27 protein-coding genes and 1 riboswitch are annotated in these 24,635 nt (G+C 73.6%); of the genes, 12 read left to right on the top strand and 15 right to left on the bottom strand.

The genetic code is table 11. The features are described 5' to 3' along the window. Nucleotides 1–18: 18 nt before the first annotated feature. Nucleotides 19–1,287 carry a hypothetical protein gene (locus ACFC0B_RS36230; RefSeq protein ID WP_376096128.1) on the bottom strand — a complete coding sequence of 423 codons (1,269 nt, stop codon included), beginning with the start codon at nucleotides 1,285–1,287 and terminating at the stop codon, nucleotides 19–21. A 315-nt stretch (nucleotides 1,288–1,602) separates the two neighbouring features. Here ACFC0B_RS36230 and ACFC0B_RS36225 point away from each other — a divergent pair, with 315 nt between their 5' ends. Further along, the gene (locus ACFC0B_RS36225) at nucleotides 1,603–3,675 is read left to right on the top strand and encodes a DHA2 family efflux MFS transporter permease subunit (protein WP_376096125.1); all 2,073 of its coding nucleotides are present in this window, start codon (nucleotides 1,603–1,605) and stop codon (nucleotides 3,673–3,675) included. 3 nt (nucleotides 3,676–3,678) lie between these two features. Here ACFC0B_RS36225 and ACFC0B_RS36220 read toward each other — a convergent pair whose 3' ends face one another. Then, nucleotides 3,679–4,158, bottom strand: coding sequence for a MarR family winged helix-turn-helix transcriptional regulator (locus tag ACFC0B_RS36220; protein WP_376096122.1), 480 nt, complete (start codon nucleotides 4,156–4,158; stop codon nucleotides 3,679–3,681). A 63-nt stretch (nucleotides 4,159–4,221) separates the two neighbouring features. Between ACFC0B_RS36220 and ACFC0B_RS36215 the strand changes: the two genes are divergently transcribed. Both ACFC0B_RS36215 and ACFC0B_RS36210 read left to right on the top strand, forming a co-directional pair. After that, nucleotides 4,222–4,593 carry a cupin domain-containing protein gene (locus ACFC0B_RS36215; RefSeq protein ID WP_376096119.1) on the top strand — a complete coding sequence of 124 codons (372 nt, stop codon included), beginning with the start codon at nucleotides 4,222–4,224 and terminating at the stop codon, nucleotides 4,591–4,593. A gap of 45 nt (nucleotides 4,594–4,638) precedes the next feature. Then, a complete protein-coding gene (locus tag ACFC0B_RS36210; protein WP_376096116.1) occupies nucleotides 4,639–4,965 on the top strand; it encodes an antibiotic biosynthesis monooxygenase family protein in 327 nt (108 codons plus the stop codon). Between the two features lie 243 nt (nucleotides 4,966–5,208). On the opposite strand, the gene ACFC0B_RS36205 is transcribed toward ACFC0B_RS36210, so the two are convergent. From ACFC0B_RS36205 to ACFC0B_RS36180, 6 genes are all read right to left on the bottom strand, one after another. Continuing rightward, a complete protein-coding gene (locus ACFC0B_RS36205; RefSeq protein ID WP_376096113.1) occupies nucleotides 5,209–6,414 on the bottom strand; it encodes a cytochrome P450 in 1,206 nt (401 codons plus the stop codon). A gap of 91 nt (nucleotides 6,415–6,505) precedes the next feature. After that, a complete protein-coding gene (locus ACFC0B_RS36200; RefSeq protein ID WP_376096110.1) occupies nucleotides 6,506–6,724 on the bottom strand; it encodes a ferredoxin in 219 nt (72 codons plus the stop codon). Between the two features lie 746 nt (nucleotides 6,725–7,470). After that, a complete protein-coding gene (locus ACFC0B_RS36195) occupies nucleotides 7,471–7,839 on the bottom strand; it encodes a hypothetical protein (protein WP_376096107.1) in 369 nt (122 codons plus the stop codon). Nucleotides 7,840–8,139: 300 nt separating this feature from the next. Further along, nucleotides 8,140–8,535, bottom strand: coding sequence for a hypothetical protein (locus tag ACFC0B_RS36190; RefSeq protein ID WP_376096104.1), 396 nt, complete (start codon nucleotides 8,533–8,535; stop codon nucleotides 8,140–8,142). 15 nt (nucleotides 8,536–8,550) lie between these two features. Next, nucleotides 8,551–8,877, bottom strand: coding sequence for a hypothetical protein (locus tag ACFC0B_RS36185; RefSeq protein ID WP_376096101.1), 327 nt, complete (start codon nucleotides 8,875–8,877; stop codon nucleotides 8,551–8,553). A 1-nt stretch (nucleotide 8,878) separates the two neighbouring features. Further along, the gene (locus ACFC0B_RS36180) at nucleotides 8,879–9,355 is read right to left on the bottom strand and encodes an NUDIX domain-containing protein (RefSeq protein WP_376096098.1); all 477 of its coding nucleotides are present in this window, start codon (nucleotides 9,353–9,355) and stop codon (nucleotides 8,879–8,881) included. Between the two features lie 577 nt (nucleotides 9,356–9,932). Between ACFC0B_RS36180 and ACFC0B_RS36175 the strand changes: the two genes are divergently transcribed. The 6 genes from ACFC0B_RS36175 (at nucleotide 9,933) to ACFC0B_RS36150 (ending at nucleotide 12,984) form a co-directional block, all read left to right on the top strand. Then, a complete protein-coding gene (locus ACFC0B_RS36175; RefSeq protein WP_376096095.1) occupies nucleotides 9,933–10,769 on the top strand; it encodes a Scr1 family TA system antitoxin-like transcriptional regulator in 837 nt (278 codons plus the stop codon). Further along, a complete protein-coding gene (locus ACFC0B_RS36170; RefSeq protein ID WP_376096092.1) occupies nucleotides 10,762–10,965 on the top strand; it encodes a DUF397 domain-containing protein in 204 nt (67 codons plus the stop codon). Before ACFC0B_RS36175 ends, ACFC0B_RS36170 begins: the two co-directional genes overlap by 8 nt. Nucleotides 10,966–11,073: 108 nt before the next feature. Then, nucleotides 11,074–11,277 (top strand): DUF397 domain-containing protein, encoded by a 204-nt coding sequence (locus tag ACFC0B_RS36165; RefSeq protein WP_376096089.1) that lies wholly within the window; start codon nucleotides 11,074–11,076, stop codon nucleotides 11,275–11,277. Between the two features lie 108 nt (nucleotides 11,278–11,385). Beyond that, on the top strand, nucleotides 11,386–11,589 hold the full coding sequence (locus tag ACFC0B_RS36160; protein ID WP_376096086.1) for a DUF397 domain-containing protein: 204 nt from the start codon (nucleotides 11,386–11,388) through the stop codon (nucleotides 11,587–11,589). A 108-nt stretch (nucleotides 11,590–11,697) separates the two neighbouring features. Then, complete coding sequence (locus ACFC0B_RS36155; protein ID WP_376096083.1) at nucleotides 11,698–11,901, top strand: DUF397 domain-containing protein; 204 nt, start codon at nucleotides 11,698–11,700, stop codon at nucleotides 11,899–11,901. A gap of 258 nt (nucleotides 11,902–12,159) precedes the next feature. After that, complete coding sequence (locus ACFC0B_RS36150; protein ID WP_376096080.1) at nucleotides 12,160–12,984, top strand: helix-turn-helix domain-containing protein; 825 nt, start codon at nucleotides 12,160–12,162, stop codon at nucleotides 12,982–12,984. On the opposite strand, the gene ACFC0B_RS36145 is transcribed toward ACFC0B_RS36150, so the two are convergent. From ACFC0B_RS36145 to ACFC0B_RS36115, 7 genes are all read right to left on the bottom strand, one after another. After that, a complete protein-coding gene (locus ACFC0B_RS36145; RefSeq protein ID WP_376096077.1) occupies nucleotides 12,957–13,955 on the bottom strand; it encodes an RICIN domain-containing protein in 999 nt (332 codons plus the stop codon). The two genes, ACFC0B_RS36150 and ACFC0B_RS36145, sit on opposite strands and share 28 nt — an antisense overlap. Nucleotides 13,956–14,027: 72 nt before the next feature. Beyond that, nucleotides 14,028–14,933, bottom strand: coding sequence for an ECF transporter S component (locus ACFC0B_RS36140; protein WP_376096074.1), 906 nt, complete (start codon nucleotides 14,931–14,933; stop codon nucleotides 14,028–14,030). Further along, nucleotides 14,930–16,549: an ABC transporter ATP-binding protein gene (locus tag ACFC0B_RS36135; protein WP_376096071.1), complete on the bottom strand. Its 1,620-nt coding sequence runs from the start codon at nucleotides 16,547–16,549 to the stop codon at nucleotides 14,930–14,932. The genes ACFC0B_RS36140 and ACFC0B_RS36135 overlap by 4 nt, the downstream gene beginning before the upstream one ends. Continuing rightward, nucleotides 16,546–17,763 (bottom strand): CbiQ family ECF transporter T component, encoded by a 1,218-nt coding sequence (locus ACFC0B_RS36130; protein WP_376096068.1) that lies wholly within the window; start codon nucleotides 17,761–17,763, stop codon nucleotides 16,546–16,548. The genes ACFC0B_RS36135 and ACFC0B_RS36130 overlap by 4 nt, the downstream gene beginning before the upstream one ends. 220 nt (nucleotides 17,764–17,983) lie before the next feature. Next, nucleotides 17,984–18,814 (bottom strand): SCO2322 family protein, encoded by an 831-nt coding sequence (locus ACFC0B_RS36125; RefSeq protein ID WP_376096065.1) that lies wholly within the window; start codon nucleotides 18,812–18,814, stop codon nucleotides 17,984–17,986. After that, the gene (locus ACFC0B_RS36120) at nucleotides 18,811–20,130 is read right to left on the bottom strand and encodes a hypothetical protein (protein WP_376096062.1); all 1,320 of its coding nucleotides are present in this window, start codon (nucleotides 20,128–20,130) and stop codon (nucleotides 18,811–18,813) included. Before ACFC0B_RS36120 ends, ACFC0B_RS36125 begins: the two co-directional genes overlap by 4 nt. A gap of 118 nt (nucleotides 20,131–20,248) precedes the next feature. Then, nucleotides 20,249–20,314: riboswitch (cobalamin riboswitch) on the bottom strand. A 107-nt stretch (nucleotides 20,315–20,421) separates the two neighbouring features. After that, on the bottom strand, nucleotides 20,422–21,087 hold the full coding sequence (locus ACFC0B_RS36115; RefSeq protein WP_376096059.1) for a TetR family transcriptional regulator: 666 nt from the start codon (nucleotides 21,085–21,087) through the stop codon (nucleotides 20,422–20,424). A 175-nt stretch (nucleotides 21,088–21,262) separates the two neighbouring features. Between ACFC0B_RS36115 and ACFC0B_RS36110 the strand changes: the two genes are divergently transcribed. The 3 genes from ACFC0B_RS36110 (at nucleotide 21,263) to ACFC0B_RS36100 (ending at nucleotide 24,580) form a co-directional block, all read left to right on the top strand. After that, entirely contained in the window at nucleotides 21,263–22,573 is a 1,311-nt protein-coding gene (locus tag ACFC0B_RS36110) for a glycosyltransferase family 4 protein (protein ID WP_376096056.1), read from the top strand. A gap of 154 nt (nucleotides 22,574–22,727) precedes the next feature. After that, nucleotides 22,728–23,501, top strand: a complete 774-nt coding sequence (locus tag ACFC0B_RS36105) for a class I SAM-dependent methyltransferase (protein ID WP_376096053.1) — start codon at nucleotides 22,728–22,730, stop codon at nucleotides 23,499–23,501. Then, entirely contained in the window at nucleotides 23,498–24,580 is a 1,083-nt protein-coding gene (locus tag ACFC0B_RS36100) for a prenyltransferase (RefSeq protein WP_376096050.1), read from the top strand. The genes ACFC0B_RS36105 and ACFC0B_RS36100 overlap by 4 nt, the downstream gene beginning before the upstream one ends. Nucleotides 24,581–24,635 lie beyond the last annotated feature (55 nt).

Below are 24,635 nucleotides of genomic sequence, written 5' to 3'. Positions count from 1 at the left end.
GGGCGGCCCGGCACCCGTTCAGCAGCTGTTGCGCGCCTCCAGCGCGGCGCGGGTGACCGGGCCGTAGACCCCGCGGGTGTCGCCCCGGATGCTGTAGATGTCCTGGAAGTACGTGACGATCAGCCTGGTGCGGTCGTCGTACTTGCCGGTCGGGGGCACCTTCTCCCAGCAGATGACGACGCTGAGCTTCCGCTGGAGCGCCTGGACGTCGGGTCCCTCCATGCCGTACTCCAGGACGCGCACCGTCGGGGTCGGGGTCGGAGTGGCGCTCGGGGCGGCGGTGGGCGCTGTCGTGGTGGGGGCCGGTGCCGGGGCGGTGGGGGCCGTGGACGGCGGCGTGGTCGCCGGGGCGGGCACCGGGACCGGTGCCGGGGGAGCGGCGGCCACCGTGGTCGCGGGCGCGGGTGCGGCCGGGGGCGGGCTGGCGGCCGTCGTCCGGGCCGGGGAGGGCTTGGCGCTGCTCCGGCTGGGCGTGGGCGTCGCGCTGGGGGTGTCCGAGGTGGGCGGCGCCGCGCTCGGGCTCGGCTGGGCCGGGACGGTCGGGTCCACCGGGGTGAGGCCGAGGGTGGCGGTCGGCGCGGGCGCGGCCCGGTCGTCCGGGCCGGAGGAGGGGGTGATCGCGTAGGCGAGGCCCACGGTGAGGGCCAGCAGGCCGGCGCCGGCCGCGATCAGCAGGCCCTTGCGGCGGGCGAGCGGGCCGCGGGCGTCCTGCTGCTCGGCCGAGCGCCGGGCGGCCCGGCCGCCGCCGGGGGCGGCGGCGTCGGGGGCGGCGTGGGCGAACGGGAACACGCCGAGCTCGTCCTCGGCCGGATCCCCGGCCCCGTGCCCGTCCTCGGGCGCGCTCCCGGTGGGCGCGGGCGGCTGCGGGGGCTGGTACGGGGGCTGCTGGAACGGCGACTGCGGCTGCGGTTGCGGTTGGGGTTGCGGCGGGAACGGCGGGGCGGAGGCGACGGGCGGCAGCACGGTGGTCGCGTAGGCGTCGGCGTCCGGGCCCAGCGGGGGGACGGCGGGCGGCGGCAGCACGGCCGTGCCGAAGGGGTCGGCGGCCGCTCCGGGGGGCGGGGCGTGGTGCGGGTCGTGGTGCGGCTCGGCGTACGGGTGGACGGCCACCCCGGCCGGCGGGTCGTCCGCGACCTGGCCGACGGCCTGCGGCACGTACGGGCGGACCAGCGGCGGGCCCTCCAGGTGCGGCAGGACGGCGGTCTCGTCGAGGCTGCCGTCCGGGACGAGGCAGCCGCACCCGGTGGAGCGGGCGGTGCCGCACATCGGGCAGTGCTGGTCCGGCATCGGCCGGCCCTCCTCGGTTCTCGGTCGGTGGCGGTCCCGGACTCGGGCTGCGGTCGGACGCGTGTTTCGGACGGGGACGGGCCTGATTATGCAGGACGTCCCTGAGGGGGGACAGGGGCGTCCGGCCCGTGGTGGGGGCCTTGTGCCGGTTGGTGGGGGTTGGGAACCGGGGAACGGTCGATGTGTCGACCTGAACGTCGCACGACCTGACAGTCTTACGTTCGGCTCAACTCAAAACGCGCGAACCGGTGCATTTCTGACAGCATGGTGAGCCGAGAGTGATCACCGCCGAGCCGCTACGGATACGGAGACGCCATGACGGATCCGATCGCCGCGTCCGACCGGGCGCCGGCGGGCGAACCGGGGCCGACCCCGGTCACCGGGCGCGCCCTGTGGTTGTCGATCGGCGCCCTGCTGCTGGCGATGCTGCTCGCCGCGCTCGACCAGACCATCGTCTCCACCGCCCTGCCCACCATCGTCAGCGACCTCGGCGGTCTGGAGCACCTCTCCTGGGTGGTCACCGCCTATCTGCTCGCGTCCACCGCCGCCACCCCGCTCTGGGGCAAGCTCGGCGACATGTACGGCCGGAAGGTCTTCTTCCAGGCGTCCATCGTGATCTTCCTGCTGGGCTCGGTGCTGTGCGGCATCGCCCAGAACATGGGCGAGCTGATCGCCTTCCGCGCCGTCCAGGGCCTGGGCGGCGGCGGCCTGATGGTGCTCTCCCAGGCCATCGTCGGGGACCTCGTGCCTCCCCGGGACCGCGGGAAGTACCAGGGCGTCTTCGGCGCCGTCTTCGGCGTCACCAGCGTGCTCGGGCCGCTGCTCGGCGGGCTGTTCGTCGACAACCTCAGCTGGCGCTGGGTGTTCTACATCAACCTGCCGATCGGCGTGGTCGCCCTCGTCGTGATCGCGACCGTGTTGCACGGGGTGCAGACCCGGCGCCGGCACCGGATCGACTACCTCGGCACGGTGCTGATCGCCGCCGTCGCCACCTGTGTGGTGCTGGTGACCTCGCTCGGCGGTACGACCTGGGCGTGGGACTCCTGGCAGATCATCGGCCTGGGCGTGCTCGGCCTGGTCCTGCTGCTGGCCTTCGTCCTGGTGGAGCGGACCGCCGTCGAGCCCGTCCTGCCGCTGCGGCTGTTCCGCTCGCGGACGTTCAGCCTGGTGGCCGTCATCTCCTTCGTGATCGGCTTCGCGATGTTCGGCGCGCTCACCTACCTGCCGACCTTCCTCCAGGTCGTCATGAACGTCTCGCCGACGATGTCCGGCATCCACATGCTCCCGATGGTGATCGGCATGCTGGTCACCTCGATCGGCTCCGGTCAGATCGTGGCCCGCACCGGTCACTACCGGATCTTCCCGATCGCCGGCACCGCCATCACCGTCGTCGGCCTGCTGCTGCTCTCCCTGCTTGACGAGCACACCAGCACCTTCGTGATGAGCTGCTACTTCCTGGTCTTCGGCCTCGGCCTGGGCCTGGTGATGCAGGTGCTGGTGCTGATCGTGCAGAACTCGGTCGGCTACCAGGACCTCGGCGTCGCCACCGCCGGCGCCACCTTCTTCCGCTCCATCGGCGCCTCCGTCGGCGTCTCGGTCTTCGGCACGGTCTTCGCGTCCGGCCTCAACAGCCGGCTGCGGGACGCCCTGGCCGGCATCCCGCTGCCACCCGGCTTCGACCTCGACGCGGTGGCCGCCGACCCGCGCGTCGTCGACAGCCTGCCCACCGCGATCCAGGACGGGATCCACCACGCCTACGCCGAGTCGATCACCCGGGTCTTCCTCTACGCGGTGCCGGTGGCCGCGGTCGCCTTCGTCCTCTCGCTGTTCCTGCGGGAGCAGAAGCTGCGCAGCACCGTGACCGCCCCCGACCTCGGCGAGTCGATCGGCGTCAACCCGGTGGAGCGCACCTCCCTGGACGAGATCAGCCGGGCCCTGTCCGTGCTGAGCACCCGGGAGGCGCGGCGCGACCTGTTCAAGCGGATCACCGCCGGAGCCGGCCTCGACCTCAAGCCCGCGTCCAGCTGGCTGCTCCTCCAGATGCACCAGCACGGCTCCGTGGAGCCGTCCGAACTGGCGGAGCGCCGGATCATTCCGTTCGCGGTGGTGGAGGAGGCGGTGCGCGAGGTGGAGGGCCGCGGCCTGGCGGCCCGCACCGGCGGCCTGCCGCTGCGCCTCACCGAGCCGGGCGAGGCGGCGGCCCTCCAACTGGTCGCGGCCCGGCGGGCGCAGCTCGCCGAACTCCTCGGCGACTGGGACGAGAAGCAGTTCGACGACCTCGCCGACCTGCTCACCCGGCTGGCCTCCACCCTCTGCGCCGACCCCCGCGACCGCCCCGACCGGACCGGCCCCGAGCACCCGTACCACGGCGAGGGCCGCTCCTTCTGACGGTCAGGCGCTCCCGAGCCACCGGGGGGTGTCCAGCTGGAACGGGTTCCCGGGCGCGAGCGTCCGCAGCGCGTCCTCCAGCCCGCGCAGCTGCTCCTCGCCGCCGAGCCGCTCGGCCCATTCCTCCCGCAGCTCGTCGAAGATCCGGGCCGAGCGGACCAGGCCGTCGACCCCGCGTGCCGTCAGCCGGACCACCTTCCGTCGGGCGTCCGCCGGATCGCTGCCGCGCTCGACGTACCCGAGCCGTTCGAGCTGCTCGACGGTCTTTCCGGCCGCCTGCTTGGACACCCCGAGCCGTCTCCCCAGCTCGACGGCCGTGGTGCCGTCCGGCCCGACCGCCTGGAAGACGAACCCGTGCATCGGCCGCATGTCCGGGTGCCCCTCGCGGGCGAGCCGCTCGTGCAGCTCGTCGATGATCAGCCGGAAGGCGAACAGCAGCCGCAGCGGCAGCTCAAAACCCGGTCTGGCCTGCTCTGTTGACACGATAGACAACCTCGTTGACCATATAGACAATCTGGTTGTCCATTCTAGAGGAGTCACCCGCTCTTGTCCGTCATCCGCCACGCAGACGCCCGCCGCACCGAGACCCCCAACGCCGTCATGACCACCTGCGCCTCGCCCACCCAGGGCGGCACCGGCCTCGCGGTGTGGCGCGTCGAGATGGAGTCGGCCTGCACGGGCCCCCGGCACGCCATGGACACCGAGCAGGTGTGGACCTTCCTCACCGGCTCGGCCGTCGTCGAACTGGACGGCGAGGAACTCCTCCTCGGCGCCGGCGACACCCTCGTCCTGCCCGCCGACGCCCCGCGCCGGCTGCGCTCCGACGAGGGCTTCACCGCCGTGGTCGCCTCCCCGGCGCCGTCCACGGCCCACAACCTGGACACCGGGGACAGGGTCACCCCGCCGTGGATCGCGTGAGGTGTAGGAGACTGCCTTCTCAGAGCAACCCTGAGGAGGTACGGCATGTCCGTCGTCAAGATCAATGTCCTGACCGTCCCCGCTGAGCAGCGGGAGGAACTGGAGAAGCGCTTCGCCGCCCGCGCCGGTGCGGTGGAGAACTCCGACGGCTTCGAGTACTTCGAGCTGCTGCGCCCGGTCGAGGGCACCGACCAGTACCTGGTCTACACCCGCTGGCGCGACGAGGAGTCCTTCCAGGCCTGGCTCTCCGGCCCGATGCAGGCCGCCCACCGCCCGGCCGCCCCGGAGGGCGAGGCCCCGAAGCGCCCCGCCGCCACCGGCTCCACCCTCTGGTCCTTCGACGTCGTCCAGGCCACCGGCCCGAAGGCCTGACGACCCGCCTGCACCGAACACCGCGCCCCGGACCGAAGTGGTCCGGGGCGCGGTGTGTTCGGTTCAGGGGGATTGTTCGGCCAGCCTGGTGCCGGCAGGCGGGTGAGTCGGCGGGCGGAAGGCGACCGGGCGGTGCGGCGGGTGACGCGGCGCGGGCATACGGGCAGGGAAGCCGGGGACGGCGTCGTTGCGGCTGCGGGCCCGGGACGCGTACTCCAGTGAGAGCTCTCCGCTGGGCCCCGCTCACCAGGTCACGGGCAGTGACCTGATCCCGTAGATGAACGAATCGGTACGGAACTCGCGCTCGCCGGCCGGCCGCAGCCCCGGCAGCCGGCGGAACAACGTCTCCAGGGCGATCTGGAGTTCGGCGCGGGCCAGCGGCTGGCCCAGGCACTGGTGCACGCCGAAGCCGAACGCCAGTTGCCGCCGGGCGTCCCGGTGCAGGTCCAGCTCGTCCGTCGCCCGATGGCCGGCGCCGCCGAACACCGCCTCGTCCCGGTTGGCGGTGGAGAGCATCGCCATCACGCCCTCCCCGGCCCGGACGGTGACGCCGCCCAGCTCCACGTCCTCCAGCGCCACCCGGGGCAGGCCGGTGTGCACGATGGTCAGCAGCCGCAACAGCTCCTCCACCGCGCCCGGCAGGGTGGCCGGGTCGGCCAGGCCGGGGATCTGCTCGGGGTGCTCCAGCAGCAGCGCGGTCGACAGCGCGATCATGCTCGCGGTCGTCTCGTGCCCGGCGACCAGCAGCAGCACGCCCATGCCGGCCACGTCGTCCGGGGTCAGGTCGTCCCGCGCCGCGAGTCGGCTGAGGACGTCGTCCTCCGGCTGCGCGCGCTTGCGGGCCGTCAGGTCGCACAGGTAGTCCCGGACCTCCTCCTGGGCCTCACGGAGCTGCTCCACGGTGCTCTCCTGGCTGAGCATCGTGCGGCTCAGGCGCTGGAAGCGGTCGTGGTCCTCGTAGGGCACGCCGAGCAGCAGGCAGATCACCAGCGAGGGCACCGGCAGCGCGAAGTCGGTGACCAGGTCGGCCGTGGTCCGGCCCGCGGTCATCCGGTCCAGTGCCTCGTCCACGATCCGCTGGATCTCCGGGCGCAGCGCCTCCACCCGCTTGACCAGGAACTCCCCGGTGAGCATGCGGCGCTGGCGGGCGTGCTCGGGGTCGTCGAGCCGCAGGAAGTCCGGATTGTCGGTGATCAGCTCGCGAGCGCCGGCGATCAGCAGCGGGAAGGTCGGGTGGCGGATGTCGGCACTGAACCGGCGGTCGGACAGCACGGTGCGGACCTCGGCGAAGCCGGTGACCAGCCAGCAGAGGTCGCCGTCGGGCAGCTCGGCCCTGGTCATCGGCCCGGTGGCGGCGGCCTCGGGGTATGCGGGCGGCGGGCCGAACGGGCAGCCGCCGGAGTGCCGGGCCGGCAGTGCGAGGACGGGGGTGGTGGGTGCGGTGGTCAAGGCGGGGGTCTCCTCACGTCGCGGGTGTTCTCGTGGGGTTCGGGGCCCGGGAAGGTTCCCGGCGGCCTGCGGGGCCGGCGGCGGGGGTCCGTCAGACCCCGGTCCGCGCGGGCTCGTCCCCGGTGACGGTGATCGCCCGGCCCGGGCAGAGCTCGGAGGCGAGCCTCACGCCGTCGAACTGCTCGGGCAGCACGACGGTCTGACGGAGCTTCACGAGACTGTCCCGGTCGTCCTGGTCGAAGACCTCGGGGGCGTTCGTCACGCACATGCCGGAGCTGCAGCAACGGTCCCGGTCGACGCTCACCTGCATGTCGGCACCTTTCGCCAGGGCGGCGCCGACTGCCCGGCAGCCGCCTCTCGTTGTCACGGTCAACCTAGCCATCGCTGGTCCGTTCACGGAGCGGCCCGGTGGCCGGATCGAGAATGGCCGATTCGGCCCCTGTGCGTGAACCTCCGTGCGGCGCAATGCGGTTCAGCTCGTGGTACTTCGCCGGACGGGTCGGCGGACCCGGCCGCGCGGACGGCCTCACAAGCCTTCTACGGAGACCAACTCCCGTATGGAGAACACCGTTTCGAGCTCGGCGACGCTCTTGTCCGGCCGGTAGCGCACCACCCGGGCGAACCGCAGGGCCTGACCGGCGGGGTAGCGGGGGCTGCCCGGCGGGGTAACGGAGGCTGCCCCGCAGGGCCGGCCCTGCGGGGCAGCGGGGGCTGTGCTGGAGGCCGTCGAAGGCGAGCTCGACCAGTTCCGGCCGGACCAGCACCGTCCGGTCGTCCGGTCGGTCGGCCCCCCGAAGGTCTTGCCGAGCATCACCCACGGGCCGAGCCCCGGCTCGCCGGCCGCCCGGCGAGGCCCTCGGACGGTCCCGAGGCGGTCGCACCACCAAGTCCCACCCGGGCGCGGAGGGCCGCTGCCGGACGTCGTCCCTGGTCATCGCGCCGGGACAATGCGCCGACTGCACCAAGCGCGTGTACATCTTCCTCGGCACGGTCACTGTCGCCGCACTGGCCATCCGGCTCCGCTCGTGATCGCGCGGACAGAACCTGGCTGCGGGGCTAGAGGCCCTGCGGGCAGGGGATTCCGTCAGCCGTTCGGGGGCATGCGATGAGTGCGCGGGAGATGTACTGCGACGCGTTGGGGTACCAGCCCCAGACGACGTCGTTCCCGGCGGTCAGGGAGAGCGTGTCACGGACGTACTGGAGGCGCGCGTCGTCGCTGCTGCCGTACGACTCCGGGTAGGGGTGCTGCGCCAGCTCGCCGGCCATCCAGTCGACGGCCTCGTCCACGGTCTTGAGTGTTGCCCGGATCAGGCGGGGTGACTTGCGGAGCCAGTACTTGACTTCCATCGGGGGCAGCTCGTCGTCACGTGACTTGCTCTCGGCCCGATCGCGGCCGTTCCACCCGTACGCGTGCCAGTGCGTCACTGTCTGAGGTCCCATCAGGCGGGCTGCCGGACCGTCTGGTTGTCGAGACCGGAGGTCCGGCGGGGGCAGTCTTTCAAGGTTAGTGAGTCAGGTCCCGTACCTCCGTCCGTCGTCGGAGTCGCCGGGCAGGGGGTTGCCGCCCTTGCCGTCGTCCGGGCTCTCGTCCGGGTCGGTCCGCGGGTCCATGGTGGTTCGCACAGTGTCTTCCTTGTTCAAAGGGCCGCCCCTGTGGCTGAAGCGGCGGGTTGTGCAAGCCCGTACCGTGGCGGTCCGGGCGTGGCCGGCCCTCGTGTGCCCGGGTCAGTGGGGCAGCGGTTGTCTGCGCTCCGGCGGGGGTTCGCCGACCGGGTGGTAGGTCACGGTCACCTCCGCCCAGTCCTGCCGGTCGGACGGTTCGTAGTGCCACTGCCCCTCGCGCTCGGCCACCTGCTGTGCACCGAGGAGCAGGGCCTCCCCGAGGTCCATCACCGCAGGTGGCACGTCGGGCGACCACCATCGGCGCGCGGCGACCGTCAGCACCTGCACGGCGAGTCGGGGGAAGGCCTCGGCGGTCGTCCATCCGCGTACGTCGGGAAGTCCGAGGCCGGAGAGGTCGGAGGTGCCGGGGAGCCCGGGCTGCCCCCGGAAGAAGTACTCGGCGGACCAGGGCATGGTGAGTCGGCCGGGGCCGGAGAGGAAGGACAACGCGGGGTCCAATCGGGATCGGTGGGACTATGCGGCAGGCCCCAACCGCGCGCACTTCAACGACCACTCGACGACCGAGCCGTCGGCGTTGTGGTGCTGGAACACCACGGCCGTCTGGACGATGGCCAGCGTGTCCGGGTCGTGTCGGCGCCAGCGTCGGACGAAGCTGCCGCGCCGTCCGTCAGGGTGGATGTACAGGCCGAGGCGGGGCGGGAGGGGGAGGTCGTCGACGCATCCGTGGTGGGTCCGCCAAGGGCACTGGCAGTCGCTGGTGCGGGAGTCGAAGTCCCTTGTCCAGAGGGTGCTTTCGATGTGGGCGTAGGGGAGCGGGGCGATCGGTTCGGAGTGCCGCACGTCATGCGGCGGGGGTCGCCGGCTCGCCCCGGTAGAGGAGGGGGATCCGGGTGCCGTGCATGACCGCGGCCACGGCGACCCGGATCCGGCGCTGCATGAACGGCTCGCAGTGGTCGGACAGGGTGTCCAGCGGTACCCATTCCACGGCGCGAATCTCCCGCGCGGACTCGATCGGCGGTGCCAGCGCGGTTCCGATGCCCACGGTCCCGCCGTCGCACACGACGGTCAGGTTCTTGGGGGTTCCCGTGTCGGGGTCGGCCGGAACCTGGTCGACGGTCAGGCCGTGGGTGATCAGCCTGTTCAGCCCCAGCTTTTCGCGCAGTTCACGTCTCGCGGCAACGGCCACGGACTCGCCGGGGCGGATCCCGCCGCCGGGCAGGACCCAGTCGGGACGGTAGGTCGGGTGGATCAGGAGGATGGATGTGCCTGTTGAGTTGAGGACCAGGACGTCGGCATCGAGGCGAACGGAATGTGCCATGACGGGGCTCCGGGGAGGGGGGAGGTGTGGGGTGCCCCGCCCCGTGTCGGGGAGGGTGGATGAACACGGGGCGGGGTTTGTGGGCTCCGCCTGCCTCACGGGACCGGAGCAGGCGGAGCCACCACCCGGCGTGGTGCGTCACGTCGGAAGGTGACTGCCGGGCGCATCCCCAACGCCGCCCTTTCAGGGGGTTCGTTGGGGGTTGGTGCCCGCCCTCGCGCCGGGTGTTGGGGGCAGTGCGGGGCGGGAGTCTTGGGGGGCTAGCTGCTATGGACTCTGGGCTCGGCGCCCACCGGTTCGATCTCGCTGTGGTAAGTCGCCCACTCGCAGCCGCCCTCCGGGGGACGCAGGTATGCCTGTCCGCCGACGGTGCCCATGTAGCGACCGGTTCGGTTGTAGAGGCGATCGTGGACCAGCTCGCCCCGATGCGGGTGATAGTCCGGTCTGGCCGGCTCCCTCGCGCGCCGCATGGCGACTCCCTTCCGTAGTCGTTTCGCTACCGAGCGGCTTCACTGTGGCCTAGGATCAGCAACTGTTCAACCCGTCTCCGTCCGTTTGATTGGTAGGACGAACCGCCGTGAACAAGAGGGACCTTGACCCCGAGTCCTCCCTAACCGCCAAGTTCGGAGTGCTACTTCGCACGTCCCGGGAGCAAAGGGGTTGGACGCAGGAGTACCTTGCGTCGTTGGTTGGCTGTACGTCGTCGCACATCTCCGCCCTTGAAATCGGCCGAAGGAAACCAAGTCGCCAGATTGCAACTGCGCTTGACAAGGCGTTTGGTAGTGGCGAGCAGTTCTTAAGGGAGTTGACCGCTTCCTTCGGCAATCACGCCCTCTTCGAAGGCTTCGAGGAGTATGTTCACAGCGAATCGAAGGCCGTCAGCTTGAGGCTCTTCGAGATCAACATCGTGCCGAGCCTGTTCCAGACGTCCGCGTACGTCGGCGCCTATCAAGCGGCGCCCGTGCTTCGAGGTGTGGCGACGCAGCAACAGGCCGACGAACGAACCGAGCTGCTCTTCCGAAGGCAGCAGGTCCTTGCTCAAGACCCGGCACCGCTCGTACAGGTGGTCGTAGACGAGGGGGCGTTGCGTCGGCCGATCGGTGGCCGGAACGTCATGGCTGCGCAACTCCGGTACCTTGAGACCCTTGCCTCCCGGCCTCGCATCCTCATCCAGGTGAGCCCGTTCTCAGCGGCGGAAAACCGCCCGTTCGCCCACCCAATTTCGTTGCTGACCATGCCAAACAGGGCCATTGTTGGTTATGGCGAGACGGAACGGCGGGGCTTCCTCGAACGTGATCCCGTGACGTTGGCGGAGTGGAGCAGTGAGTACGATCACCTTCAGGCGGAGGCGCTGTCCCGAGCGGCGAGCCAGGAGTTCATTCGAGACGTGCGGAGAGGCTTTGAACATGGATGATCTACGCGATGCTGCGTGGTTCAAGAGCAGTCACAGTGCCCAGGCAGGACAGTGCGTTGAGGTGTCGGCCAGCCTTCCCGGTGCCGTCCCGGTCCGCGACTCTAAGGACCCGTCCGGTCCGGCGCTGATCTTCCCGGCCGACGCGTGGCGGGCGTTCGTCGGTGCCGTTCAGGCAGGCGAGTTCGGCACCGTCTGATGCGGCGCGTTGAACGCGCCAGCCGCCGAGGCCCCGCTGCCCCTTGACCTGGGTGGTGGGGCCTCGCTGGTATTGAGTTCATCGGAGACGTGCGGAAGGGCTTTGAGCATGGACGATCTGAGTGGCGTCACTTGGCGGAAGAGTTCATACACTGCCCAGGCGGGACAGTGTGTCGAGGTGTCGGACAGCATCCCGGGTGCCGTGCCAGTCCGTGACTCCAAGGACCCGTCCGGCCCCGTGTTGGTCTTCCCGACTGACGCGTGGCGCGCGTTCGTCGGTGCCGTTCGGGCGGGCGAGTTCGGCACCGTGTGATGCGGCGTGTTGAACGGGCCGGCGACCGAGGCCCCGCTACCCCTTGACCGGGGTGGTGGGGTCTCGCTGGTATTGAGTTCATCAGCGACGCGCGGAAGGGCTTTGAGCATGGACGATCCGAGTGGCGTCACCTGGCGGAAGAGCTCATACAGCAGTAACGGCGGTTCCTGCGTAGAAGTGGCGGCCGACGTTCCCGGTGCCGTCCCGGTCCGCGACTCTAAGGACCCGTCCGGTCCCGCGCTGATCTTCCCGGCTGACGCGTGGTGCGCGTTCGTTGGCGCTCTTCGGGAAGGCGAGTTCGGCGTCGTCTGATGCGGCGTGTTGGACGCGCTGGCCAGCGAGGCCCCGCTACCCCTTGACCTGGGTGGTGGGGTCTCGCTGGTACTGAGTTCATCAGCGACGTGCGGAAGGGCTTTGAGCATGGACGATCCGAGTGGCGTCACCTGGCGGAAGAGCTCACACAGCAGCAACGGCGGCGAGTGCATCGAGGTGGCGGACGGTCTGCCCGGTGTCGTCCCCGTCCGTGACTCCAAGGACCCCGTGGGTACAGCGTTGGTCTTCTCTTCCGGCGCGTGGGGGGCGTTCGTCGGTGCCGTTCAGGCGGGCGAGTTCGGCGTCGTCTGATGCGGGTTGAACGTGCCTGCCGCCGGGGCCCCGCTACTCCGTGACCAGGGCGGCCGGCCTCGGGTCGGACCGGGGTGCGCCGCTGTGTGTCGCGCTGGGGTGTGCGCCTGCGCGCCCCCAATACGGGTGATCCGGCGGGGAGATCGGCTGATTCAGGGCCGGGGGGTCGGCGGCCGTGCTTACCGTGATGGCGGCATGAAAAGCCCCGGCGGTGCGCCAACACCCCGGGGATTGGCACCAGGAGCAAAGGACTCCACGATGCGAATTCATCGTATCCCCGACCACGCGCCCGGGTACACGATCCTGGACAACCGGCATGTCGTGCGCAAGCACGCGCTGTCGTGGGCTGCCCGAGGACTGCTGGGCTATCTGCTCAGCCTGCCGGACGGAGCCCGCGAGGACGTACGGACCTTGGCGGCAAAGAGTGTTGAGGGGCGTGCGACGGTCGCCCGCGCGCTGCGGGAGCTGGAGGCGGCCGGGCACTACGTGCGGCGGACCGTGCGCGACCCCCTGACGGGCCGGGTCAGGACGGCGGTCGCTGTATACGAGATGCCGAGGACGGACAAGGCGGTTCACACGCTGCCGCCGCTTCCCGCATCTCCGGCCGCCGGGGCGCCCGGCGTCGGGAAGGCGGGAAGCCCCTCCTTGAGGGTAAAGACGGTGGGGCGCAAGGAACCTTCCGTCCTTCCGGCGAAGGCAGCGCCTCGCATGACGGAGGGGCTGGGCCTGCTGCTCGAACTCGGTTGGCGCGACCCCAAGTTGGCCTTGGCGGGCAAGCCCCTGGTGGACCAGGCGGCGCGGGTGGAGGGCCTGTTGGCGGGCGGCTGGTCGGCGGACGCGCTGCTGGGCATCCTGGCCGCGCCGCTGCCGGGGAAGGTGACCCACAGCGTCGCGGCCGTCCTCGGCGGGCGCTTGACGAAAGTGCCGCCTGTTCCGTGGAGCAAGGGCGCGGTGGCGGTGCCGCGCCCGAGGCGTCATGAGTGCCCGGGGCGGGACGGCATGTGCGGCCGTCCCGTCGCCGGGGCAGGGGAGTTGTGCGCCGGTTGCGCAGGAGATCAGACGGTGTCGCGGACCTTGAAGTAGCCGTTCTCGACCAGGAACCGCTGGTTCGGGTTGGCGGCGCCGCACGCGTACAGGAAGACGTTGTCTCCGTTGTCGCGCGTACCGCCGACGTCCAGGCACATCTCCCGGGCGGAGCCGACCGTCGACTCCAGGACCACCAAGCCCCGGCGCAGCAGCCAGGCCTGGTTGGCGTCGGCCGCCTGGGTGTACTCGCAGGCCCAGATGCGGACGTTGTCGCCGTTGGTACCGGTGTTGTCGGCGTCGAGGCACATCTCGGGACCTGAGGTGCCGACGGTGTCGGCGACCTTGATCCGGCCGTCGTCGATGACGAAGCGCTGGTTGGTGTGGTCCAGGCACTGCCAGATGCGGACGTTGTCCGCGTTGACCCGGGTGTTGCCGACGTCCAGACACATGCCGGACGGCGGGCGGGGCGGGGTGGCGACGGTGAGCGTGCCGTCGGTGATCGTGTACTCGGTGGCGCTGCCCGGGTTGGTGTACCGGAAGCTGCCGTTGCCGCGCGGGAGGACGGTGTCGGCGGGCGCGCCGGCGTCCACGGTGACCTGCGGGGAGAAGCGGAAGTAGCCCTTGGCCGGCCAGCCGCTGTTGCCCCCGTTGCGGCCGTAGCCCTCGCAGGTGAGGGTCCGGTTCCCGTTGCTGAGGGCGCAGTTGCGCAGGCCGACGTTGTTGGCGCCCCAGGCCGAGCCGTCGCCGCTGTACTGCGTGGGCACGGTGCTCTGCGGGGCGAAGGTGGTGCTGCCCGGGGCGGTGAAGACGGCGGTCATGCCGGAGGCGGGGAGGCTGCCCGCGCCGCCGGTGTTCTGGTACGTCCACGGGACGGCGGCGCTCTCGCCCGGGGCGATCGTGACGGTGGTCGGCACGTCCCGGCCGATGAAGGTGACGGCGGCGGCGGGTTGGGCGAAGGCGCCGGCGAGGGCCAGCGCCGTGGTGGCGACGGTGGCCGTGCGGGCGAGGCGTCGCTTGAGGGGGTGCATGGGCTCGACTCCACTTCCTCGGGGCTGCGGTCGAGCATCCTCGTGCACGGCAGGACCGCCCGGGGCCGCCCGTCACGGCCGGGCGGTGTGGTTCACCCCTTCGGACGGCGGGGTGCTGCCGGCCGGGTGAGTCGGCGGGCGGAAGGCGACCGGGGCGGCGAAGGCGGCGCGGCGGGTGGCGCGGCGCAGGGCGCGCAGGACTGGGGTGCCGAGGGTGAGGCAGAGGACGACGGTGAGGGCGGCGCGCGGGAGGTCCCAGCCCAGCGAGGTGGTGAGGCAGTAGGCGGCGAAGCGGACCAGGTTGTCGGGGAGCGGGTCGCCCGGGACGAAGGAGATCGAGCTCGCGAGGCCCGCGATGTAGGGCCAGCCCTGGAGGTTCATGATCACGCCGTAGAGGAGGGAGGCCACCGCTCCGTAGCCGGCGAGGAGGAGGAGTTCACGGCGGCCGCGCAGGCGGGCCGGGCCGGGGAGGAGGCCGGCGCCGAAGCTCACCCAGCCCATGGCGAGCATCTGGAACGGCAGCCAGGGCCCGACGCCGCCGGTCAGCAGCGCGGAGGCGAACATCGACAGCGCGCCGAGCACGAAGCCGAAGCCCGGTCCGAGCACCCGGCCGGCCAGCACCATCAGGAAGAACATCGGCTCCAGCCCGGCGGTGCCCGCGCCGAGCGGCCGCAGGGCGGCGCCGGCGGCGGCCAGCACACCGAGCAGGGCCACCGACTTGGCGTCCAGACCGGGCGCGCCGCCGCCCGCCGCGCGGCCCTCGGAGATCTGGGCGACGAGGACGGCGAGCAGGAGCGGGAGGAGCAGGGCGAACAGCCAGGGGGCGTCGGCGGAGTGGCCCACCAGGGCGGAGTCCGTGGCGGCGAGCAGCGGCCAGCCGAAGCCCGCCACACCGACCAGGGAGACCAGGGCGAGGGCGAGGACCGAGCGGCGGCCGAGCGGGACGGGACAGGCCAGCGGGGCGTGGGGCGGGTTCACTCGGCGGCCTCCGCGAGGGCGTCGGCGACCTGGTGGACGGTGAGCCAGGGGCCCGGCGCCAGGATCTTGGCGACCTGCGGGGCGAAGGCCGGGGAGCCGAGCACCACCTCGGGCGTCGGCCCGTCCGCGACGATCTCGCCGTCGGCCAGGACGGCCGTGCGGTGGGAGAGTTCGGCCGCCAGCTCGACGTCGTGGGTGGCCAGCAGGACGGCGTGGCCCTCGGCGGCGAGGTCGCGCAGGATCTCCACCAGCCGGGCCTTGGCCGCGTAGTCGAGGCCCCGGGTGGGCTCGTCGAGCAGGATCAGCGGGGGGCGGGCGGTGAGCACCACCGCCAGGGCGAGGGTGAGGCGCTGGCCCTCGGAGAGATCGCGCGGGTGGGCGGTGTCGGCGAGGCCGGGCAGCAGCCGTTCGACCAGGGCGCGGCAGGTGCCGGGCGCGGCGCCCGCGTCGCGGTCGGCGGAGGCGCACTCGGCGGTGACGCTCTCCCCGTAGAGCAGGTCGCGCGGGTCCTGCGGGACGAGCCCGACCTGGCGGATCAGTTCGGCGGGCCGGGTGCGGTGCGGGGTGCGGCCGCCGACGGTGACCGAGCCGGCGGCGGGCGCGTGCAGGCCGACCAGGGCGCCGAGCAGGGTGGACTTGCCGGCGCCGTTGCGGCCCATGAGGGCGGTGACCTCGCCCGGGTGGAGGGTGAGGTCGACCCCGCGCAGGGCGGGGACGGGGCCGCGGTGGACCACCAGACGGGAGGCGGTGGCGAGCGGGGTGCCGGGCGGTGGGCGGTGGGGGGCCGGGGCGGGCGGACGGTGGCCGTCCAGCCGGGTGCGCAGCCCGGCGGCCCGGCGGCGGGCGTCGCGGACGGTGAGCGGCAGCGGGCGCCAGCCGGCCAGTCGGCCGAGCCCGACCACCGGCGGGTGCACCGGTGAGTGGGCCATCACCTCGGCCGGCTCGCCGAGGACGGGCGGCGCGCCGGGGGTCAGCAGCAGGACCTGGTCGGCGTACTGGACCACCCGCTCCAGCCGGTGCTCCGCCATCAGCACGGTGGTGCCGAGGTCGTGGACCAGCCGCTGGAGCACGGCCAGCACCTCCTCGGCGGCGCCCGGGTCCAGCGCGGAGGTGGGCTCGTCCAGCACCAGCACGCGCGGGTGGACGGTGAGCACCGAGCCGATCGCGACCCGCTGCTGCTGGCCGCCGGAGAGCGAGGTGAGCGCGCGGCGGCGCAGGTCGGCCAGGCCGAGCAGGTCGAGGGTCTCCTCGACGCGGCGCCGCATCACGTCCGGGGGCAGGCCCAACGACTCCATGCCGTAGGCGAGTTCGTCCTCGACGGTGTCGGTGACGAAGTGCGCGCGCGGGTCCTGGCCGACCGTGCCGACCAGGTCGGCGAGGTCGCGCGGGCGGTGTTCGCGGGTGTCGCGCCCGCCGACGGTGACCCGGCCGTGCAGCACGCCGCCGGTGAAGTGCGGGACGAGGCCGCTCACCGTGCCCAGCAGGGTGGACTTGCCGGAGCCCGACGGGCCGACGAGCAGGCAGAGTTCGCCCTCGGGGATCGTCAGGTCGACGCCGCTGAGCGCGGGGGCCGCGGCGTCGGCGTACTGGACGCCGACCTGTTCGAAGGTGATCACGAGGTCCTCCGGGGCTCGGTCGGGGCGGGCGGGGTGGTCGGGTCGGTCGGGGTGGCCGGTGAGGTCCGGGTGGCCCGGTCGGTCGGGGCGGGCGAGGGGTGGGGGTCCGCGGTGGTGGACGGCGGGGGCGGGGCCGCGAAGGCGGGGACCAGACCGAGCAGGGCGGCCGCGGCGGCGGCGACCGGGAGGACGGGGGCGGTCGGCGGGACGACGGTGGGGGCGAACGCCGCCGGGTCGAGCGCGGCGAGCCAGGTCGTCGACGCGGCGACCGCGATCCCCGACCCGGCGGTGAGCCACTCGGGCAGCGCCCAGGGGTCGGGCCGGTAGCGCGTCCGGACGGAGCGCCGGCCGCCGAGCACGAGCCCGGCGAAGGCGGCGGCCAGGCCGATCACCAGCACCGGCACCGCCCATCCGCTGCCGCCCGCCGTCAGCAGCCCGTACGCGGCCAGGCAGATGCCGAGCAGGCCGGCCAGGGTGAGGGCGGCGGTGAGCACGGCGAGTCGGCGCGGGACCGCGGCGGTGCGCCCGAAGCCGCGGGTGTCCATCGCGGCCGCGAGTGCCACCGAGCGCTCCAGCGCGCCCTCCAGGACGGGCAGCCCGACGCTGAGCACGGCGGCGACGCCGCGGTCGGTGCGTCCGCGCAGCCGGCGGGCGGCGCGCAGCCGCTGCACGTCGGCGACCAGGTTCGGGGCGAAGGTCATCGCGACCACGACGGCGACGCCCGCCTCGTAGAGCGCGCCGGGGAGGGTGCGCAGCAGGCGGGCCGGGCTGGCGAGGGCGTTCGCCGCGCCGACGCAGACCAGCAGGGTGGCCAGCCGCAGCCCGTCGTAGAGCGCGGCGAGCAGGCCCTCGGCGGTGACCCGTCCGCCGATCCGCACGCCCTGTGCCCAGGCGGGGAGCGGGACTTCGGGGAGGGTGAACAGGACGTGGGTGCCCGGGACCGGCGAGCCGAGGAGGACGGCGAAGACCAGGCGGATGCCGAGGACGAGGAGGCCGAGGCGGAGGAACGCGCCGTAGGAGCGGGACCAGGGAGCGTCGCCGCGCCGGGCGGCGACGACGTAGCCGGCGACGGCGGCGAGCAGGAGCAGGACCAGCGGGTTGGTGGTGCGGGTGGCGGCCGCGCCCAGGCCGAGCGCCCACAGCCACCAGGCCCCGGGGTGGAGGTGGCGGGGGCCGGCGGGGGGCCGGCGGCGGGCGGCGCGGGGTGTGGGCACGGTGGGGTCCAGGGGTGGGTGTCGTGTCGTCCGGGCGAGGCGGGCGGTCGGTGCGGAGTGGGAAGTCGGACCCGCCGACTTCCTGCGCCGGGCGGTGGGTTTTATGTAGATCGGTCGGTAGAGGCGGAATATGTAGACCGGTCTACAGAGCAGCGAATCTGTAGACCGGTCGTCATATTCGGGCTCGGCGAGCAGGGAACGGATTCGGGCGGCGTGGTCCTCATCGGCGGCGGCGCACCTGCCAGCCGGCGCCCGCGCCGAGCGCGACGACCAGCGCGAGCCCGGCGCCCACCCCGAGGACGGGCCCGCTCGGGGAGGTCCGGGCAGCGCTCGCGCTCTCCGCGGGGCGCTCACCGTCGCCGGCCGCGCCGGCCGTGCCGACTGCGCCCGCCGCGCCGAGCTGGTCGGCACACCCGGCGCGCGGGAACCCGGCGATGGCGCAGAGCAGGCCGTTCCCGTCGTACCGCAGCGGCGGGGCGACGGTGGCCAGCACCTCCGCGGAGCCGGCGCGCGGCGCGACGACCGCGCACGCGGTGCGCGGGGCCGGCGGGGTCTCGCCGCCGGGCGCGTCGGCGGCGAGACCGAAGTCCAGGACCACGGCCACCCGCTTGCGCCCGCCCTCGGCCGGCGTCCCGGCGCAGATCGCGTCGAAGCCCCCGGCCGCGGCGGGCCGGGCGGCCTCCCGTCCGCCGTCCGGGCTGACGGCGAACCGCCAGCCGTCCACTGCCCCGTCCGCCGGGACGTGCACGGCCGGCCCCTGCTGCTGGTACGCCCAGCCGCCGTCGGACCACCGCCAGAACGACCAGTACCGGTACCCGGCGGCCTCCGCCGGCGCCGCCCCGAGCACGAGCAGGATCAGCACCCCGGTGATCACCCCGGCCGCGAACCGCACGGCCGCCCGCACCACCCGCCGCCGGGCCTCGGCCCCGGCAGCGGCCAGGGCGGCGGTGGCGGCGGCGGCACTGGCGGTGACGCTGACGGTGGCACCGGCGGCAGCACGGCCGACGGCGTCCGGCGGGCCCGGTCGCGGGGCCCGGCCGGGGTGGGTCACAGCTTCGCGCCGCGCTTGCGCTGGAGGCTCAGCAGGAGGCCGCCGCCGACGCCGATCAGCAGGCCGATGCCGAGCGGCCAGTACTTGTTGAGGCTGCCGCCGTCGTCCTTCTTCGCCGGCGCGGACGAGTTCGCCGGCGTGGACGAGTTCGCCGGGGCGGACGCGGCGCCGGCGGCCTTGGGCGCCGGGCCGAGCGCGGTCAGCTGCTTGACCAGGTCGGTCCCGCCGAACGCGGCCGGGTCGCGCTGCGCGGCCTGGGCGACCAGCACCAGCGTGGCGGTGGCGGCGGCGTCGGTGCCGCCCTTCGTCCAGGTGCCGCCCTCCTTGGCCAGCCAGTCGACGGCGGCCGCGGCCTGCTGCGGGTGGCCGCCCTGCACCAGGCCGAGCGAGGCCCAGGCGGTGGCCGCGTGGTCGGGGGCGGGCGCGGCGCCGGGCAGGGCCAGCGTCAGGTGCCCGCCGCCCGCCGCGAGCTGTGCGGTGAGGTACGCGCCCGCCGCCTCGCCGGAGTCGGCGCGCGGCACGGCGGTGGCGGCGGTGGCGCCGCCCTCCGGGCAGGCCAGGGCCTTGGGAGCGGCGTCGGTACGGTTGGTGTTGGCCACCGGCAGCCTGCCGCCGGCGGCGGCGAGCGAGGCCTGACCGCCGGCCAGGCCGTTGGCCTCGGCCGGGGTGCCGTCCGGCGAGGGCTGGTAGACGAAGCCGCCGCGCTGCCCGGCGGGGGCGGCGCAGCCCAACTGGAAGGCGGCGAGCCCGTCGAAGGCGTTCCGGCCGGTCTTGGCGACGGCCGCCGGGTCGATCCCGGCGGCGATCAGCGCGTTGACGGCGAGGCCGGTCGAGTTGGCGTCGCCCGGGTTGCCCGGGTTGTAGGCCCAGCTGCCGTCCGCGTTCTGGTTGGCCTTGAACCACTGGACGCCCTTGTCCACGGCGTCCTGGTGCCCGCCGAGGGCGACCAGCGCCTGGACCGCGACCGCGGTCGCGTTGCTGTCCTCCGTCCCGGCGTCGCAGGCGGCCGAGGCGTCGGCCCGGTACGAGGGCCAGCCGCCGTCCGCGCACTGCTGGCCGGTGAGCCAGGCGACGGCGGAGTCGGCCGGGGTCACCTTGGCGGCGGTCAGCGCGGTCAGCGCGAGCGACTGCCGCCAGACGCCGTCGTAGGTCGGGTCGCCCTTGCCGTACAGGCCGTCGGGGACCGCTGCGGCGGGGGCCGTACCGGTGCCGGCCGTGCCGGTTCCGGGGGTGTCGGCCAGGGCCGGGGCGGCGGCGGTGCCGGTGAGCAGCGCGGCGGTCAGGGCGGCGGCGCCCAGACGGGCGGCGGTCAGCATGATCGGAGGTGTGCCTTTCGGTGCGCGGGTGCCGGCCCGGACGGGCCGTTCCGTAGTCCTCGACGGTTGCCCGGCGGAGGTCCGCCGCGCGCGGGGCCGCTCGCCCCTCCCCGGGCACTCCGACTCGCCCGGCGGACGGGCGCCGGGCTCACGGTTGCGGGGTCAGCGCCGGATTCTCACCGGCTTTCCCCGGAGGAGGGGCGGATGGAGTTGTCCTGCCCGTCGACTCTAGCCGCCGGGCGCGCCGCCCGGACGCGGTCCGGGCGAGAACAGGTTCCAGTTGGAGCCGCCTCAGGGCAGCGTGAGCAGCCGGGCCGCCGTGTGCAGGTCGGCCCGCACCTCGGCGAGCGAGGCGCGGCCGGAGAGCCAGGCGACCAGCGCCGCGTGCCAGGTGTGCTCGATCACCCGGACGGCGGCGCGCTGCGCCTCGGTCGGCGGTCCGGACTGCCCGATGGCGTCCAGGATGAGCTGCCCGGTGGCGGCGGAGACCCGGTCCACCTCGGCACTCACCGAGCGGTCGGCGAAGGACAGCGCGCGGACCATCGCCTCGGCCAGCAACGGCTCGCGCTGCAGGGCGTGGAACGCCCGGGTGAGCGTCTCGGCGACCCTCGGCGCCGGCTCGGGCTCGGTCGGCGGGTGCCGCCGGACCTGCTCCTGCAGGCCCCGCAGCTGCTCCAGCATCACCGCGACCAGCAGGTGCACCTTGGACGGGAAGTACCGGTAGAGCGTGCCCAGGGCCACCTGCGCGCCCTCCGCGACCTCCCGCATCTGGACGGCGTCGTACCCGCCGCGCGCCGCCAGCGCGGTCGCGGTCCGCAGGATGCGCCGCCGCCGCTCCGCCTGCCGGGCGGTGAGCGGCGGATCCTGCGGCGCGGGCGAGCCCGCCGGGGCCGGCGGCGGCTGCGCCGACGGGGACGGCGGGGACGGGGGTGAGGGCGGTGACGACGGTGACGGCAAGGACGCTCCCGGGCGTGGCGCGAATCACCAGCCCTGGATCCTGAGCGGAAGCTACGGGCCGGTATCTTCGAGGTCTCTCATTGTTCACATGGTCACCGGTGGACTCCACACCCACTGAAACCTGATCTACTTTACCGACCGGCAGCACAGACAGCAGCAGAGATGAGGGCCGACGATGACCGCGCAGCCGCTGCGGATTGCCCTGCTCTCGTACCGCGGCGACCCGTTCTGCGGCGGCCAGGGCGTGTACGTACGGCACCTCTCCCGCGAGCTGGCCCGCCTCGGCCACCACGTGGACGTGATCGGCGCCCAGCCGTACCCCGTCCTGGACGGGGTCGAGGGGCCGGGCTCGGTCCGGCTGGTCGAGCTGCCCAGCCTGGACCTCTACCGCGCCGACGACCCCTTCCGCACCCCGGCCCGCGAGGAGTACCGGGGGCCGGTGGACGTCCTGGAGTACCTGACCATGCGCACCGGCGGCTTCCCCGAGCCGCTGACCTTCTCGCTGCGCGCCCGCCAGTACCTGGCCCGCCACCGCGGCCGCTACGACGTTGTGCACGACAACCAGACCCTCGGCTACGGCCTGCTGGGCCTCGGCCGGTACGGCTTCCCGCTGGTCACCACGATCCACCACCCGATCACCGTGGACCGCCAGGTCGAACTGGACGCGGCCACCGGCCGGCTCAAGCGGCTGTCGCTGCGCCGCTGGTACGCCTTCACCCGGATGCAGCGCCGGGTCGCCGCCCGGCTGGACCACATCATCACCGTCTCCGGCACCTCCCAGCGCGAGATCGTCGAGCACCTGGGTGCCGCGCCGCACGCCGTCTCGGTGGTGCCGATCGGCGCCGACACCCGGCTCTGGTCACCGTCCGACGCGGTCGCCCGGGTGCCCGGACGGATCGTCACCACCTCCAGCGCGGACGTCCCGCTGAAGGGTCTGGTGCACCTGGTCGGGGCGCTGGCCAAGGTGCGCACCGAACGGGACGCGCACCTGGTCGTGGTCGGCAAGCCGCAGAAGGAGGACGGGCCGATCGCCCGCGCGGTGCGCGCCTTCGGGCTGGAGCGGCACATCGAGTTCCGGCACGGCCTGACCGACCGGGAGCTGGTGGACCTCTACCGCTCGGCCGAGGTGGCCTGCGTGCCGTCGCTGTACGAGGGCTTCTCACTGCCGGCCGCCGAGGCGATGGCCACCGGCACCCCGCTCGTCGCCACCACCGGCGGGGCGATCCCCGAGGTCGCGGGCCCGGACGGGGAGAGCTGTCTGGCGGTGCCCCCGGGCGACCCGGACGCGCTCGCGTCGGCGCTCGGCCGGCTGCTGGACGACCCGGAGCTGCGTGCGAGGCTCGGCGCGGCGGGCCGGGAGCGGGTGCTCGCCCGGTTCACCTGGGCGCGCGCGGCCGAGCTGACCGTCGAGGGCTACCGGGCCGCGATCGCCACCGGCGCCGGGAGCGCGGCCCGCTCCGGGCCGGGCTGGCGCTACGTGGCCTGACGGCGCCCCCGGCGACCGGCCGGGTGGCGGCCGGACGCACCCGTCTTCCGGTGGTGCGTGCGGCCCCCGCCCGCCCCGCACGCGCGCCGCGCGCCCCGCGATTTCTCTGACTCGGCGTCAGGAACCTTGGGTACCGAAGGAATGGGAGTCCGCAGTGCTGACCGTTGATTTCTCGCGCTTCCCGCTCGCCCCCGGCGACCGGGTGCTCGACCTGGGCTGCGGCGGGGGGCGGCACGCGTTCGAGTGCTACCGGCGCGGGGCCAACGTGGTCGCCCTCGACCAGAACGCCGAGGAGATCGCCGAGGTCAGGAAGTGGTTCGCCGCCATGGAGCAGGCGGGCGAGGCGCCCGAGGGCGCGTCCGCGGTCGCGATGGAGGGCAACGCGCTGGCCCTGCCCTTCGAGGACGACCACTTCGACAAGATCATCATCTCCGAGGTGATGGAGCACATCCCGGACGACAAGGGCGTGCTCACCGAGATGTTCCGGGTCCTCAAGCCCGGCGGCCTGCTCGCCGTCACCGTGCCGCGCTGGCTGCCCGAGAAGATCTGCTGGGCGCTCTCCGACGAGTACCACGAGGTCGAGGGCGGCCACATCCGGATCTACCGGGGCGACGAACTGCTCGACAAGCTCAAGGACGCCGGCCTGGAGCCGTACGGCACCCACCACGCGCACGCGCTGCACTCGCCGTACTGGTGGATCAAGTGCGCGGTCGGCGTCGACAACGACAAGGCGCTGCCGGTCAAGGCGTACCACCAGCTGCTGGTCTGGGACATCGTCGGCACCCCCGTCATCAGCACCCTCACCAAGGCCGCCGAACGGGCGCTCAACCCCGTCATCGGCAAGAGCTTCGTCGCCTACGCCGCCAAGCCCCACCGGGCCGGGGCGGGGCGCGGCGCGGCGGACCCGGCCGCGGGCGGGGCGGAGTGACCGCCGCCGTCCCGGAGGCCCTGCTGCTCGACGGGGTGCTCGACGCCGAACAGGCGGCCGACACCGTCCGCAGCATCCTCGCCGAGCAGCAGCCCGACGGCGCCATACCGTGGTTCCGCGGCCACCACCTCGACCCCTGGGACCACACCGAGGCGGCGATGGCGCTGGACACCGCCGGCGAGCACGCCGCCGCCGAGGCCGCCTACCGCTGGCTGGCCGGGCGTCAGAACCCGGACGGCTCCTGGTGCGCGGCCTACGCCTACGGGCAGCCGGAGCACGCCGACGGCGCGGTCAGCAACGCCGCCAAGGAGACCAACTTCTGCGCCTACGTGGCCGTCGGCGTCTGGCACCACCACCTCTCCACCGGCGACGACGCCTTCCTGGAGTGGATGTGGCCGACCGTCCGGCGCGCGCTGGACTTCATCGTGGCCCAGCGGCTGCCCGGCGGCCCGATCGCCTGGCGGGTCGACGAGCACGGCGCGGCCACCGACGAGGCCCTGCTCACCGGCTCGTCCAGCATCCTGCACGCGCTGCGCTGCGGACTGGCCGTCGCCGACTACCTGGAGGAGCCGCAGCCCGACTGGGAGCTCGCGGCCGGCCGGCTGCGGCACGCCGTCGCCCACCACCCCGAGCGGTTCCTCGACAAGGACCGCTACTCGATGGACTGGTACTACCCGGTGCTCGGCACCGCGCTGCGCGGTCCGGCCGCGCTGGAGCGGATCGCCGAGGGCTGGGACCGCTTCGTCGTCCCGGGCCTCGGCGTGCGCTGCGTCAGCGACCGGCCCTGGGTCACCGGCGGCGAGAGCGCCGAGCTGGCCCTGGCGCTCTGGGCGGTCGGCGAGTCCGACCGCGCGGTGGACATCCTGCGCTGGATCCAGAAGCACCTGCGGCACGACGACGGCTCGTACTGGACCGGGTACGTCTTCGAGGACGACGCGATCTGGCCCGAGGAGCGCACCACCTGGACGGCGGGGGCGCTGCTGCTCGCGGTCGCGGCGCTCGGCGGCGACCCGGCGACGGTGGCGGTGTTCGGCGGCGAGGAGCTGCCGGCCGGGCTGGTCGTCCAGGACTGCTGCTGACCGCCGCGCCCGCCGACGGCGAAGGGGGCGGGACCGGAGAGATCCGGTCCCGCCC

Source organism: Kitasatospora sp. NPDC056184, from assembly GCF_042268405.1.
Taxonomy (GTDB): Bacteria; Actinomycetota; Actinomycetes; order Streptomycetales; family Streptomycetaceae; genus Kitasatospora.
This window is presented reverse-complemented; position numbering and strand designations above follow the sequence as displayed.